The sequence below is a fragment of the Clostridium sp. CTA-17 genome (genome assembly GCF_054767895.1).
Window position 1 is genome coordinate 129,450 of the sequence record NZ_BAAABF010000006.1, and the last position, 16,050, is coordinate 145,499.

The 16,050-nt window shown below is 28.2% G+C and carries 10 protein-coding genes; 9 read left to right on the forward strand and 1 reads right to left on the reverse strand.

What is annotated here, in order from left to right:
- Positions 1–17: 17 nt before the first annotated feature.
- On the reverse strand, positions 18–176 hold the full coding sequence (locus tag ACYUCG_RS11055; protein ID WP_003479004.1) for a DUF1540 domain-containing protein: 159 nt from the start codon (positions 174–176) through the stop codon (positions 18–20).
- Between the two features lie 266 nt (positions 177–442).
- Here ACYUCG_RS11055 and ACYUCG_RS11060 point away from each other — a divergent pair, with 266 nt between their 5' ends.
- From ACYUCG_RS11060 to ACYUCG_RS11100, 9 genes are all read left to right on the forward strand, one after another.
- On the forward strand, positions 443–2,005 hold the full coding sequence (locus ACYUCG_RS11060; protein ID WP_460268623.1) for an aminotransferase-like domain-containing protein: 1,563 nt from the start codon (positions 443–445) through the stop codon (positions 2,003–2,005).
- Positions 2,006–2,132: 127 nt separating this feature from the next.
- Positions 2,133–3,500 (forward strand): 23S rRNA (uracil(1939)-C(5))-methyltransferase RlmD, encoded by a 1,368-nt coding sequence (gene rlmD, locus ACYUCG_RS11065; RefSeq protein ID WP_460268624.1) that lies wholly within the window; start codon positions 2,133–2,135, stop codon positions 3,498–3,500.
- Between the two features lie 730 nt (positions 3,501–4,230).
- Positions 4,231–5,082, forward strand: coding sequence for a 2-oxo acid dehydrogenase subunit E2 (locus ACYUCG_RS11070; protein WP_283703899.1), 852 nt, complete (start codon positions 4,231–4,233; stop codon positions 5,080–5,082).
- Positions 5,083–5,374: 292 nt separating this feature from the next.
- Positions 5,375–5,932, forward strand: coding sequence for a hypothetical protein (locus ACYUCG_RS11075; protein ID WP_240297560.1), 558 nt, complete (start codon positions 5,375–5,377; stop codon positions 5,930–5,932).
- A 440-nt stretch (positions 5,933–6,372) separates the two neighbouring features.
- A complete protein-coding gene (locus tag ACYUCG_RS11080) occupies positions 6,373–8,943 on the forward strand; it encodes an MGH1-like glycoside hydrolase domain-containing protein (RefSeq protein WP_460268625.1) in 2,571 nt (856 codons plus the stop codon).
- A gap of 434 nt (positions 8,944–9,377) precedes the next feature.
- Entirely contained in the window at positions 9,378–9,947 is a 570-nt protein-coding gene (locus ACYUCG_RS11085; RefSeq protein ID WP_139932726.1) for a TetR/AcrR family transcriptional regulator, read from the forward strand.
- Between the two features lie 402 nt (positions 9,948–10,349).
- Positions 10,350–12,143 (forward strand): oleate hydratase, encoded by a 1,794-nt coding sequence (locus ACYUCG_RS11090; RefSeq protein ID WP_460268626.1) that lies wholly within the window; start codon positions 10,350–10,352, stop codon positions 12,141–12,143.
- Positions 12,144–12,541: 398 nt separating this feature from the next.
- A complete protein-coding gene (locus tag ACYUCG_RS11095) occupies positions 12,542–14,275 on the forward strand; it encodes an ABC transporter ATP-binding protein (RefSeq protein WP_240297563.1) in 1,734 nt (577 codons plus the stop codon).
- Positions 14,268–16,049 carry an ABC transporter ATP-binding protein gene (locus tag ACYUCG_RS11100; RefSeq protein WP_460268627.1) on the forward strand — a complete coding sequence of 594 codons (1,782 nt, stop codon included), beginning with the start codon at positions 14,268–14,270 and terminating at the stop codon, positions 16,047–16,049. Before ACYUCG_RS11095 ends, ACYUCG_RS11100 begins: the two co-directional genes overlap by 8 nt.
- Position 16,050: the final 1 nt, after the last annotated feature.

The following is a 16,050-nucleotide window of genomic DNA, read 5'->3' on the forward strand; positions in this document are numbered from 1 at the left end:
GTTAGAGTGAAAATTTATTATTTTCTTTCGAAACTTCCACAATCAGTACATTCTGTAGAAGATGCTTCAGCAGTGTGCTTTACAACTTCTATTTTGTTTAGAGTACAATAATTGTCCTCATTACAATGGTACTTACATTCATGAACTGTACATCCGATACTTGAATTGTGTTTCATAATAAATTCCTCCTTAAATTAAGAACCTCTTTGTTGGAACTACCAACAGTATATATAATGTGTAAAAATGCTTTTATTTATACTGGAAGTTGAATCTATGAATGGATATAGTTGTTTGAATAAAAACATATATGATAGAATTTATTTAGTTTAATGTTGAAAGCGTGGATCAAAAAGAGATTTTATTTAATTTTTAAAATTATGTAATTAAAAATAAGTTTTATCTTAAAAGAAAGGTTTTTTATGAATTTACTTTGGAGGAAGTTATGTTTAAAAATTTAACTTTTAATGAAAATGAGAAGAAGTATATACAAATAGCAAGGTATATTAGAGAGCTTATTAATAGAGGCGTTTTAATAGAAGGAAGTAAACTGCCTTCCTCAAGGGAGATTAGCAGTATTTTATCAATAGGAAGAAATACGGTTATGTCTGCTTATGAAATTTTAGAAAGTGAAGGATTGGTTGAAACCATAAAAGGCAAAGGAACTTTTGTAAAAAAAGAATTTTCTAATGAGAAGTCTAATAAAGTTTCATCAATGAAAAAAGAAAACTCTGAAATTAAAGAGGATAATAAGTGGAATATTGATTGGCAGTATAAAACTAATGAATATGGGATCTTAGCTGAAAGTTTAGATATTATAAAAAGTGAAGAGAAGTGGGAAAAGGGAATGATTTCTTTTAAAAGCATAGCTCCTCCAGGAAATCTTTTTAATATTGAGGAGTTAAAGAGATCCTTTTCTAATAGAATTGCCTTAGAAAAACATAAAATAGTTAATTATGGTTATGCTGTGGGATATAAGCCTTTTATAGATTATTTAAAGGATTATATGAAAGAAAAGGGTGCTTATTCAGAGGAAAAAGAAATAATAGTAACTAATGGATTTACAGAAGGACTAGATATGATGCTTTCTGCATTTACAAAAGAGGGAGATTATATACTTTGTGAAAATCCAACTCATAACACAGCTTTAAAAATAATGAAGACTCACAAACTAAATATTATTGGAGTTAAAATGACCAAAGATGGCATGGACATAGAGGATTTAAATAAAAAAATTAAAAAATTTGGGGAAAAGATTAAATTTTCTTACTTAATTCCCTCATATCATAACCCAACAGGCGTTGTGGCATCTATTAAAAAGAGAGAAGAGGTCTATAATGTTTTAAAAGATGCTGGTATTCCTATTATAGAGGATGGTTTTAATGAGGAACTTTTATATGAAAGTTCTCCAACTATTCCTTTAGCATCCTTAGATAGAGAAAGTAATGGAGTAATATACATAGGAAGTTTTTCTAAAATATTATTTCCAGGTTTAAGAATAGGATGGGTATATGGAGATAAGAAAATAATAGGGGTATTAGAAAGCGTAAAAAGATGTAGAAATATCCACACCTCCTTCTTAGATCAAGGAATTCTTTATGATTTCATGATAAGTGGGGCCTTTGAAAAGTATATTAAGAAAGTTAGAAAAGTTTATAAGGAAAAATATAAATTTACTAAGAGGGTAATAGAAAAATATATTAAAGAAGCAGAAATTTGGGGCGAAGGTGGACTCTATATGTTCTTAAAAATAAAAGGTGTTGATACAAGAGAGCTTTTAAAAAGGTGCTATGATAGGGGAGTTCTTTTTATGCCTGGAGATTTATTTTATATAGATAAGGACCTTTACTTAGAAAAAGAAAACAGAGTATTTTCTTTAGAGGGACATAATATTAAAGGGAGAGAGAAGAGAGATACCTTAAGGATTGGTTTTACAAGGCTTTCAGAGGAAGAGATAGAAAAGGGAATAAAGATAATAGGTGAGGAAGTTAAGAGTATTTTAACTTAATCTAGTAGAAAAAGCTTATTAATAGTGCGTTGTAAAAGGTAATTTCATATGATAAACTTTAAAAGTTAGTTATTATGAAATAAAACATATAGAATAGATGATTAAATATATAAGGGAGTTTTAGTTGATGGTTGAAAAGAATAAAGAATATATTTTTGATATAATCTCTCAAGGATATGAGGGTGAAGGAATAGCTAAAATTGATAATAAATACCCAATTTTCATTGAGGGAGCTTTAAAGGGCGAAAAGGTTAAAGTAAGAATAGTTAAGGTTAATAAAAATTTTGCTTATGGAAAACTTATGGAAGTATTAGAAGCTTCAGAGGAAAGAGTTAATCCACCTTGTGCTATTTATAAAAGATGCGGTGGATGTAAGCTTCAGCACGCTTCTTACAAGGCACAATTAGATTTTAAATGGGATAGAGTTAAGGATTGTGTTAGCAAAATTGGAAAGTTAGATCCTAGCATAGTTAAATATCCCTTAGGAATGGAGAATCCTTGGAGATATAGAAATAAGGTTCAATTACCAATAGGATTAATTAATGGAGAGGTTAAAATAGGATTCTTTGCTCCAAGAAGTCATGATATTATCGACATGGAATCTTGCTTAATTCAAGATGAAATAGGAGATAAGGTTGTTAAACTTACTAGAGAGTGGATAGAGAAATTTAATATAAGACCATATAATGTAGATGGTGAGTATGATGAAAAGGGAATAGTAAGACACATAATGATAAGAAGAGGTTTTACAACTAATGAGGTTATGGTTGTCTTAGTTACAAATGGAGAAAAACTTCCTCATAAAGAAGAGTTTGTAGACTTAATGGTTAAAAATATTCCTGGAATAAAGAGTGTTATACAAAATATAAACTCAAAGAAAACTAATGTAATATTAGGCTTAGAAAGTAAAACTCTATGGGGAGAAGATACAATATCAGATTACATAGGAGACTTTAGATTCAATATATCTCCATTATCATTCTTCCAAGTAAATCCTACTCAAACAGAGGTTTTATATGGTAAAGCTTTAGAATATGCAAATCTTACAGGAAATGAAGAGGTATTTGATGCATATTGTGGAACAGGAACAATAACATTATTCCTATCACAAAAGGCTAAAAAAGTTTATGGAGTAGAAATAATTCCACAGGCCATAGATAATGCTTGGATAAATGCAAAGGAAAATAAAGTAGAGAATGTAGAATTCTTCGTTGGAGAATCAGAAGTGGTGATTCCAGACTTAATAAATAAGGGAGTAAAAGCTGATGTGGTAGTAGTAGATCCACCAAGAAAAGGGTGCGATAAAAAATTGCTAGATGCCATAACAAATATAGATGCTAAAAAAATAGTATATGTAAGCTGTGATCCAAGCACCTTAGGAAGAGACTTAAAAGTATTAGAAGAGAATGGCTATAAAACTTTAGAAGTTCAACCAGTGGATATGTTCCCAAACACTGCACATATTGAGAATGTTGCTTTACTTATTAAGAAATAATTATAAATATTAAACTTATTAGTGTGACTGAGTTGTGACATACTAATGACAGAGTTGAAACCAGAACTTTTTAGTGATATCAAGAGGTGTGCTAGAATTGACGGACTTTTTTTACTCTTTATATATAGGAAAGTAAAAAAATAGTATGAAAAAATGAAATTTATTTAATTGTATATATATATAGTGAGTAGAAAATATATAAAGTCCGTCAAGGTTCGTCGTAAGTCAGTGATACCAATGGTTTGGGAGTTGACGTACTTTTTTTAAACTAGTCACAAAACTGTTTGCATTTACAAAAAGTCAAAAAACTTAATAAAAAATCAAAAAAATAGTACCCTCTAAAGGCAGAAAAAAGAGCCTTTGGAGGGCTTTTTATTTAAAAATAGAGTTAAAAAGTTAGGTAATTATAGAATTTTATAAAAATTGAAAAAGAACAAGGGTAATGAAAACATGAGAAAATCGTTGAAAAGTAGTTCGATAATTGGAGGTGTGTACTATTAAATAAAAAATAACTAGTCAAGATTTTTCTTACAAAATTGTAACATATATGAAAGGAAAATAAATATGTTATTTCTTTTAAAGGGAATAAAATAGCATTGTAAGAAGCAGAAAAAACAAAATATAAAAAATAATTACATATAAAAATATTTAAATATTATGCATAATACAACAAAAATATGATTTTTATATAGAAAGAATAACATGTATTTTAAAATATAGGAGGCTTATTATGAGTAAATTAACAACTATTAATATAGAAAAGTTCTCAACTGAAAGAAAAATTATATCTTATATGACAACAAAATCTTGGCAGACAATACCACATGTATCTTATATGTATGAACCTGATATTACAAATTTTATTGATGAATTTAAAAAATTAAAAGAAGAAGATAAATCATTAAAAAATGTTTCAATTAATTCATTGATGTTAAAAGTATTTTCTGAAGGATTGAAATTTGCACCAAAGCTAAATGCTCATATATCTTACGATCAAAATACTGGTGAAGGAGAAATTCATACAATTAAAGATATCAATGTAAATATGCCTTGGATTTTACCAAGTGGAAAAATGATGACAATAAGTATAAATAATATTGAAGAAATGTCTTTATATGAAATTAATAAATATATTAAAGATTTAAATAAGAAAATTTCAAGTATAGATCCAGAGTCTTTATCTAAGTCATTTTCAGATAAAATAAACTATAATATTATAAACAGTATAATAAGTGGAGAACATGAAATATCTGAAGATAATAATGAAGATAAATCAAAAGTACCTTTAGAAATTGGAACTATAACTATATCAAATATTGGTTCTACATATAGAGAACAAAGAGGGGCAATTGCTTTGTTAGATATCATACCTCCGCAAGTTTGTGTAATAGGTTTTGGTGCAATCTTAGAAAAACCTGGTGTATATATTGATGAAAATGGAGAAAAGATTATTGGTATTCGTAAGGTATTACCAATATGTTTAGCTTTTGACCATCGTGCATTAGATTTTGGGGAAATTATACCTTTTATAAAAAAATTAGATAGTATATTTGAAAATCCCAATATATTAAAAAGTCTTTAATTTTATTATTATTATATTTTCATAATACATCTTGTAGATGTTTTGTTTAGATCAGTTACTCTTACTACTTTTTCAATTGATATCTCATTTTCAAAATTTAATACTAAAAAATATTTGGGTAAAATTATTTCTATTTTGAATTATGAATTAGTAATAAAGAGATAAAAGGGTCGTATAAGTATAATAGCGTTTTAGAGGTTTTAGAGAAAAAGAAATAAGAATACTTTATATAAAGCTTATTATATTATGTGTTATAATAAATAATATTATTTATTAGTTAGGAGGTTTTTTTATGAATAAATTAAACAACTTTATTAAACTTTTAGTTGGGAATTTTGATAATTCTGAACAGTTAGAAAAGTTAAAAGCTCAAGAAGTAGAAGGATTCCCTTTTGCTAAGCATATAAATAATATTTGTAATGATAAAATTAAAGGACTTCCAAATAATTTTGAAGGAGTGTTTCTACTTGAAGAAAGTTATTATACTTCCAATGGAAAAACTACTTGCTCACCACACTTATTCTTGTTTACAGAAGACGGTGAAAATATTAAATTGACATCTTATGAAATTCCAAAAGGTTATAGCAAGAGTAATTTTACATATGATAATCTTGAGGATATAAATTTTGTAGAATTAAATATTTCAGAGAAGTTTACTCCAGCTATCTATAAAAATATAGAAGGAATATGGGAAGGGGGAAGCGTTAGTATGTTTACTCCAATTTTAAAATTTACATTATTTGAACGCTTTTCCGAAGAAAAGCTTGAAGTGTCTGAAATTATAGAAGTAAATGGCAAAAGAACTTTTGGATATGATGAACCTATTATTTATAAAAGAATAAACAACTAAAAAACTACTTAGTGTTACTATATCTTATTATTTAAGGGTTTAGCCCTGTATAATACATAATTCATTCTGTGAGAGTAGCTAAAAGTTAAACTGTCCAACATTTGGGAAGGGTTTAATTTAGCTACTATTTTTTATATAAGATACTAACTAGTCTATACTTTCATAATACATTCTGTAGATATTTTACCACAGCCAATTAATATAACTTTTAATTAATACTTAACTTATATAAATACATTTAAATAGAAAGTATTTTTTATAAGTTAAGTATATTTAATATTTTGTTAAATATTAATGCATTAATTGAAAATGTTATCATAAGATGTTACTATTTTATTGAATTCGACAACCATATTGTTACTTTTTAGGAAATATATTAACGAAGTAGAGTGGATTTGTGGTATTTTGTTTTAATATTACTTTTTAGGGGGAATTTTAAAATGCAATTTAATTTAAAAAGAAAGGTTTTAATTACAACGGTATTAACGACAACTTTATTAACTGGATTCTGCAATTTAAATGCATATGGAAGTGTCAAAAATAACTCTGTAAATGATTTTAGAAATGTTTTAAACGTTCAAGGAAATCCTCAGGTAAACTTAAATGATTCCTATTCAACTAATGTCTCTAATCCATTTTCTGATATGGGAGCATGGCATGCATATTATTTACCTGAAAAAGGAGCTACAAATTTATACGGTGGATTTGCAGGACCATTAATTGTAGGGGAAGAGTATCCAATTAACTTATCAGATACTATAAGCAAAATAACTTTAACTAATAGTGATACTGGAGAAGTATATGATTTGTCAAAAGCAAAAAATATAATGTTTGATTTTTATCCAGGTAAACTAGTTCAAACATATGAATTAAATGATTTTAATTTAAAATTAGAACTTATTTTTGCAACTAATAGAAGTGCATTAATTAAAACAGAAATTGAAAATAAAAAGAATACTGATTTAAATTTAAATCTAGAGTGGTCAGGAAATATATTTAATAAATCACCATATACTATAAGTGTTAATGATAATGGAGAAAAAAATTACGATTTAGGTCAGACGTTAGAAGCAACAAAAAATGGTGTACAAGTTAATTTTTCTAACATAAGATCTACATGGTCATTTTTTTCTACAGATCAAACAAAGTTTAATGTTGAGTATGATGGAAATACTAGTACATATATAAATGGAAATTCATATGTAACTAAACTTGATAATATCGTAAATATTAAACCTCAAAATACATTTAAAACTTTTTCTACTCAAAGTTATACATTTACAACTGAAGAGTTTAATAATGAACAAGTTAAAATAAATGATTTACTTGAAAATGGTGATACATATTTTAATGATAATACTAATCGTTGGCAAAATTATTTAAATAAAGCTTTTTCAAATACAGAAAAAGATAGTGATCCACATTATAAAGATGCTGCTGTAAAATCAATAATTACTTTAACTACTAACTGGAGAAGCGCAGCAGGAGCTATTAAACATGATGGAATAGTACCATCTTTATCATATAAATGGTTTGTAGGAATGTGGGCTTGGGATTCATGGAAACAAGCTGTTGCAACTGCAAACTTTGATGGAGAACTAGCTAAAAATAACATTAGAGCTTTATTTGACTATCAGATAAAAGGTGATGATTCAGTTAGACCATATGATAAAGGTACAATAATAGATGCAATATTTTATAATAAGGATGAGCAAAGAGGAGGAGAAGGTGGAAACTGGAATGAAAGAAATTCTAAACCACCACTAGCAGCTTGGGCAGTATGGAATGTTTATAAAGAAACTAATGATATAGAATTTTTAAAAGAAATGTATCCTAAATTAGTTGATTATCATAATTGGTGGTATACAAATAGGGATCATGATAAAAATGGAATAGCTGAGTATGGTGGCATGGTGCATCCTGCTAATAATAGTGAAGATGAAATAATATTAGCAGCAGCATGGGAGAGTGGGATGGATAATGCTACTAGATTTGATAAAGAAGGATTTGGTTCAGATGATGTTGGAGTTCATGTTTTTGAAAACAAAGATAATAATGGAAATACAGTAGGATACTCAATAAATCAAGAATCAGTTGATTTAAACTCTTATTTATATGCAGAAAAAGGCTTCTTAAAATCAATGGCTGATATTTTAGGAAAAACAGAAGACTCTCAAAAATATGAAGTAGAAGCTAAAAATGTAGGAGAATATATTAGAAATAATATGTTTGATAAAGAAACTGGTTTTTTCTATGATTTACAAATAAATGAGGATGGAAGTGAAAAAAAATTATTAGTTAATAGAGGAAAAGGAACTGAAGGTTGGATGCCACTTTGGGCTAAGGTTGCAACTCAAGATGAAGCTGAATTAGTTAAAGAAAATATGATGGATCCTAATAAATTCAATACTTATATGCCTTTACCTACAGCATCAAAAGATAATCCTAAATTTGATCCAAATAAATATTGGCGTGGACCAGTTTGGATGGATCAAGCCTTATATGGAATAGAATCACTTCAAAATTATGGTTTTAAGAATGAAGCTGAAACTTTAACTAAAAAATTATTTGATAATGCAGAAGGGTTAATAGGAGATGGGCCTATTAGGGAAAATTATAATCCTGAAACAGGACAAGGCCTACATACTAAAAACTTTAGTTGGTCAGCTTCAGCATATTATTTATTATATAAAAATGTATTAACTTCTAATAATACAACTTGTCAAGAAAGTTTACCAATTTTAGAAAGTGATAATATAACTCCGCCAGAAGATGATTCTCAAAATCCAGCACCACCAGTAATTGAGGAGGAAAAACCAGAAATAGATAATACAATACCTCCTGTGAATGATTCTCCAGAACAAGAAAAGCCTGTTGTAAAGCCAGAAGAAAACAATGATAATATAAATTCATTACCTAACACAGGAAATATGTTTGGTAATACTTCTTTACTGATTGGAGCTTTTAGTATGCTTGGATCAGGAATATATTTATTAAAAAAAAGAAACTAATATGTTAATATAAATAAAATTAAAATGCCTATAAGAACTTATAGTTTTTATAGGCATTTTTATTTTATATTAATAATTATTATTAAAACTAATTAATTTTTTATAGTATGTGATTGGTTAAGTTAATAATATTTCTGCTATTCTAGCTCCAGCAGAAATGCCTAACATTGTTAATGTAATAGCAAATGAAACAGTCATGATATTCACCTCAATTTTTAATTAAATTTTTATGTTTTATGATTATATTTTTAGCATTAATATCTATAATATACATACTTTTTAATTGTAAAATTTTCTAAAAAGCATATATTTCATAATGTGCTGTAAAGTAATAAGCTAATTTGTAATTATTAAAGATAATAATAACCATTTTATGAAAAAATATAAAGTTAATGTTATAATTTATTAATAGAAATCAAAAGGGGGAGATTCTTTTGGCTCAGCAATATACTAAAAAAATGATTCGTAGCGTATTTATAGAGTTATTAAACGAAAGACCGCTAAATAAGATTACTGTAAAAGATATAGCATCAGCTTGTGGAATTAATCGAAATACTTTCTACTATTATTATTCAGATATGTATGAGCTTTTATCTGAACTTTTTCAAACTGAGCTTCAAAATGTTATAGATGAATATAATGATACTATGTCCTGGGAGGAAAGCTTTGTATTAGCAACGAGGTTTGCTTTAGGAAATAAGAAGGTAATTTATCATGTATATAATTCAATGCAGAGGGAAGAATTAGTTAATTATATTTACAATGTTTCAGGAAATATGATGGAGAGGTATGTTAAGAAGTTAAGTCAGGGGATTAATGCATCTGAATATGATATGAAGTTAATAGCAACATTCTATCAATGTGCACTTACAGAAATGGTAATTCAATGGATTTCTTCTGGAATGAAGGAAGATCCAGATGCCATCATAAGAAGAATAGGTGAATTATTTGATGGAAATATAAAACTATCACTTCAACGTAGCGAAAAGCTCAACAAAATTTAGCAAAGGCAAGCATAGAAAATTAATAAATTAAGTATTAAATTCCTTAATAGTTAAAACAAATGAAATCATAAATAATCGAAGAGAAAACTTGGAAATAGCTAAAAGTATTTAAGCTAGACTATAAAATATTTAGAAATTTAGGCACAAAGAGAGTTATGCCTAATTTTTAGGCAAATATGTTTAAGTGTTTGAATTTTGAACACTCCCCTTATTTATCTAATGAAATATATGGTAAAAGGTTATATTATAGATTTAAAGGAAGTTAGAGTTATTTTTAAAACTTACACTTAGTAAATAAAATCTTATATTTATAAGATTATGACTTATTAATAAAGGGTTGATTTATAAGGCTAAGATTTGTTTTGAAAACTTATAGCTAGTTTTAAGAAAGAAGGGGATTTTATGAAACTTAAAACACATGATGACAGACTTACTTTAACAAATGGAAGCTATCATGCATTAGTACATGCTAGAAAACCTAAAGGAATTGAAAATAAAAGCGCATATTTAATTGGTACTGGAATAGGTGCATTGGCAGCAGGATGTTTTTTAATAAGAGATGCACATATGGATGGTAGCAAAATAACATTTTTTGAGCAATTAGATCTTCCAGGAGGCTCTTTAGATGGAGAAGTACTTCAAAATCTAGGTTATGTGGCTCGTGGTGGTCGTGAAATGGGACATCACTTTGAAGTTTTATGGGATTTATTTAGTTCACTTCCATCTACTGAAGATCCAAATATGACAGTATTAGATCATTTTTTCTATACAAATTATGATGATCCAAACTATAGCAATTGTCGTATAACTCATAAAAATGGAGAAAGATATGACGATGCTAAATTTAATCTTGGACAAGATTTAGCTAAGGAATTAGCAGAATTTGTTCTTATATCAGATGAAGAACTTCAAGACAAAGCAATTGATGAAATATTCTCTGAAGAACTTTTAAATACAGACTTTTGGACATTATGGAGAACTATGTTTGCCTTTGAAAACTGGCATAGTGCTTTAGAAATGAAATTATATATGAATAGATTTATACACCATGTTGGTGGATTACCAACACTTTCAGCCTTACAATTCTCAAGACATGATCAATATACATCTTTTGTAAAACCAATGGTTAAATTCTTAAAAGAAAATGGGGCTAAGTTTGAATATGGAGTACATGTTGAAAATGTAGAATTCGACGTAAGTAATGATAAAAAGGTGGCTAAAAAAATAGTTGCTAAGGATAAGAACGGAAAAGATATTTCTGTAAACTTAACTGAAAATGATTTAGTATTTATAACTAATGGTTCTATTACAGAAGGTTCAGGATATGGTGATGATAATACTCCTGCTCCATTTAATAAAGAGCCACAAGGATGCTGGGAACTATGGAGAAATATTGCTAAACAATCAGATGAATTTGGACATCCAGATAAATTCTGTACTGATACTGAAAAATCAAATTGGGAATCTTGTACAGTAACTTGTCATGATGAACGTGTACCAAAATATATTGAAAAGATAACTAAACGTTCACCATATGGAGGAAAGACTGTAACAGGAGGAATAGTTACAGCTGTGGATTCTTCATGGTTAATGAGTTGGACTATAAATCGTCAAGAACAATATTATGGTCAACCAGAAAAGGATATAGTTGTTTGGGTATATGGACTATTCTCAGATGTTGATGGTGATTATATTAAGAAACCTATGAGAGATTGTACTGGTAAGGAAATTACAAAGGAATGGTTATTCCATATAGGAGTTCCAGTTGATGAAATTGAAGAACTTGCTGAATCTTGTACAGCAATTCCAGTAATGATGCCGTTTATAACTGCACAATTTATGCCACGTGAATTTGGAGATAGACCTTATGTTGTTCCTAAGAATGCAGTTAACTTTGCCTTCCTTGGACAATTTGCAGAAACTTTAGACGATCCAGGAAGAGATACAGTATTTACTATTGAATACTCAGGACGTACAGCTATGGAAGCAGTATATGTATTAACTGGAGTTGAAAAGGGTGTACCAGAAGTATATGCATCAAGATATGATATACGTTATTTATTAAATGCTGGAGTATGCTTATTAGATGGTGAAAAACCAAAAGTTCATATACCATTTTTATTAAAGAGAAAGTTAATGAAGCAAATATCAGGAACTGACATAGAAAAATTATTAAAAGAATATGGAATTATCTAGGTGAAAAGTGTCGATGATTAAAAGCAGAATAATCTTAGATTAAAATAAAAATATAATATAGTAAGTATATTTAATAGACCATGATAAATAGCAAACTCTTAAAAGTTTGGGATAGTTATTATGGTCTATTTTTTATTGTGGTATTATATTTTTAAAATATAATAAAAAATAAATATCAATAAAATTAAAAATATAATAATATAAAATATTAAAAATATATTTGCCAATATAAATAATATTTAATAGAACTTATAAATTGAAGGTTAAATATATTAATTAAAGAATATGAACAAAATTAACATATAAATAACTAAAAATACACTTATGAGAAAGATTTAGTTTTGGTATAATTAATAATTACATTATAAAATTTTTAAGAAAGGGAGGGGTATATAGCAATGAAACTAATACTAAAATATTTAAAGAATTACAAATTAATTTTTATCTTAAATGTTATATCCGTATTTGGATTTGCTTTAGTAGAACTTGGAATTCCAACCATTATGGCAAAAGTAATAGATACTGGAATAATAAATAGCGATATTGGTTATATCAAAAAAATGGGCTTAATAATAGTGTTTATTTCTATAGTTGGTGTTATGGGAACAATACTACTTGGATATTGTTCATCTAAAATTTCAACGGGAATAACTAAGGATATTAGAAATGATATATTTAAAAAAGCTCAAGAGTTTTCGCACACAGAGTATGATGAGTTTGGAGTTTCTTCTATGATAACAAGGACTACAAATGATCCATTTGTGATTTTACAATTTACAAACACACTTTTAAGGATGGCTTTAATCACACCAGTTATGTTTACTATAAGTTTAGTAATGATACTTAGAACAAGCCTTTCCTTATCTTTAGTTTTAGCAGTAGTAATCCCTATAATAATTTTAGGGGTTATATTAATAGCTAAAACTTCTGAACCTTTATCAGAAAAATTACAAAAAAGGTTAGATAAGTTGAATAGAATATCTAGAGAAAATTTAACTGGTATAAGGGTAATAAGAGCTTTTGGAAATGAAAAGTATGAGGAGAAGAGATTTGATGAAACAAATGAGTCCTATGCAGAGGTAGCTAAAAAGTTAAACAAGCTTATGGCAATATCTCAACCGCTTTTCTTTTTCTTACTTAACATCGCTATTATAGTTATCTTTTGGATATCTAGTAAGATGATAAATGTAGGAACACTTCAAGTTGGTCAATTAGTTGCCTTTATTGAATATCTATTCCATGCAATGTTTTCAATAATGTTATTTTCTATGGTTTTTGTAATGTATCCAAAAGCACAGGTTTCTGCTAATAGAATTATGGAAGTTTTAAATACAGAACCAATAATAAAAAGTCCTGAAAATGGAATAAAGAATACAGAAAACAAGGGAACAATAGAGTTTGAAAATGTATCTTTTACTTATCCAAATGGAGAGGAGCCTGTTATTAAAGATGTATCCTTTAGTGGTAAAAAGGGAGAAGTTATTGCCTTTATAGGAAGTACAGGTAGTGGTAAGAGTACACTTATAAACTTAATCCCAAGATTTTATGATGTTACTAAGGGAAGTATAAAAATAGATGGAGTAGATGTACGAGATTATGACTTAAAATATCTACGTAAAAAAATAGGTTTCATTCCTCAAAAAACTCTTTTATTTACTGGTAGCATAGCAAATAATATAAAATTTGGTAAGAAAGATGCAGAGTACAAAGAGGTTGAGGATTCAGCTAAAATTGCACAGGCCTATGAATTTATTTCAAATAAGCCTAATAAATTTGAAGAGTTAATAACAGAGGGTGGGTCTAACGTATCTGGTGGACAAAAGCAAAGACTTTCCATAGCTAGAGCAATTGTTAGAAAGCCTGATATATACATTTTTGATGATAGTTTCTCAGCTTTAGACTTCAAAACAGACGCAATCTTAAGAAAAGAACTTAGATCTGAAACAAAGGATGCTATTGTGTTAATAGTGGCTCAGAGAATAGGTTCTATAATGGATGCAGATAAGATTATAGTTCTAAATGAAGGGGAAGTAGTTGGAATAGGAACTCACAAGGAATTAATAAAAAATTGCCCTATTTATCATGAAATAGCAACATCACAACTTACAGAGGAGGAGTTAGCAAATGAATAAATTTAAATCAGTAGTAAAAAAGATTTCTCCTTTTGTTGGTAAGTATAAGTGGGCTTTTTTAGGAGCTATTTTATTTATAATTTCAGCAGCTGTTTTCACTGCCATAGCACCAAGAACAGAAGGATTAATAATAACTCAATTAACTAAGGATTTTGAGGGAATTATAAGAGGAGTTTCTGGAGCTTCAGTTAACTTTAATTATATTTTTAAGGTATTAATCTTATTATTTTTAGTTTATGCAGGTGGTACAGGATCAACTCTTATAGCAAGTTTCTTATTAACTAATGCAATTCAAAATACCATGAAAAATATTAGAAATGAAGTTGAGAAAAAAATAAATAGACTTCCAATAAGATATTTTGATGGTAATAGTTATGGAGATGTATTAAGTAGAATCACTAATGATGTAGATACTATCTCTAATGCATTGCAGCAAAGTTTTGTACAGGTAATAAATGCATTTTTATCTGTAGGATTAGCTTTAATAATGATGTATTCCATAAATATTAAGTTAGCATTGATTGCAACCTTAATAATACCTTTAAGTATTTTAATTACAAAGATAATAGTTTCTAAATCTCAGAAATTATTTAATAGTCAACAAAAGGCTTTAGGAAATCTTAATGGAAAAGTACAAGAAATGTACACAGGCTTTAATGAATTAAAGTTATATGGAAAAGAAGATGATGCTTTAAATGAATTTGTAAAGGTAAATGAAGAATTAAGAGAAACAGGTTTTAAAGCTCAATTTATATCTGGTATAATGTCACCTTTAATAAGTCTTGTTACTTATTTAGGAATAGCTGTGGTAGGGGTAGTAGGTTCTATAATAGCTATAGCTGGTGGAATTACTGTTGGTAATCTTCAAGCCTTTATACGTTATATTTGGCAAATAAATCAGCCTTTATCTCAAGTAACTCAATTATCATCAGCAATACAATCAGCAGTGGCTGCTGCTAATAGGGTTTTTGAATTCTTAGAGGAAAAAGAAGAGGTTAAAGATCCTAATAACGCTACAAAAATTGAGAAGCCAAAGGGCGATGTAACCTTTGATCATGTTAAGTTTGGATATAAGGAAGATAAGCCACTTATAAAAGATTTAAGCGTAGATGTCAAAAGTGGTCAGATGGTTGCCATTGTTGGAAAAACTGGAGCAGGTAAAACTACTCTTATTAATCTTTTAATGAGATTTTACGATGTTCAAGGGGGTTCAATTAAAATAGACGGTGTTGATATTAGAGATATGAAACGTGAAGATTTAAGATCTATGTTTGGTATGGTTCTTCAAGATACTTGGCTATTTAATGGAACTATTTATGATAATATTAGGTATGGTAGATTTGATGCCACTAAAGAAGAAATAATAGAGGCAGCAAAGGTTGCAAATGTTCATCATTTTATTAAAACATTACCTGGTGGATACAATATGTTATTAAATGAAGAGGCTTCAAATGTATCTCAGGGAGAAAAGCAACTTTTAACCATAGCTAGAGCAATTTTAAAAGATCCAGCTATATTAATACTAGATGAGGCTACAAGTTCAGTTGATACTAGATTAGAATTATTACTTCAAAAGGCAATGAGAAATATAATGAAGGATAGAACTAGCTTTGTTATAGCTCACAGGCTTTCAACTATAAGGAGTGCAGATTTAATATTAGTAATGAATGATGGTAATATAATTGAACAGGGAACTCATGAAGAGTTAATGAAGCAAGGTGGTTATTACGAAAGTCTTTATAATAGTCAGTTTGCTAGTAAAGAAGCAAATTAAA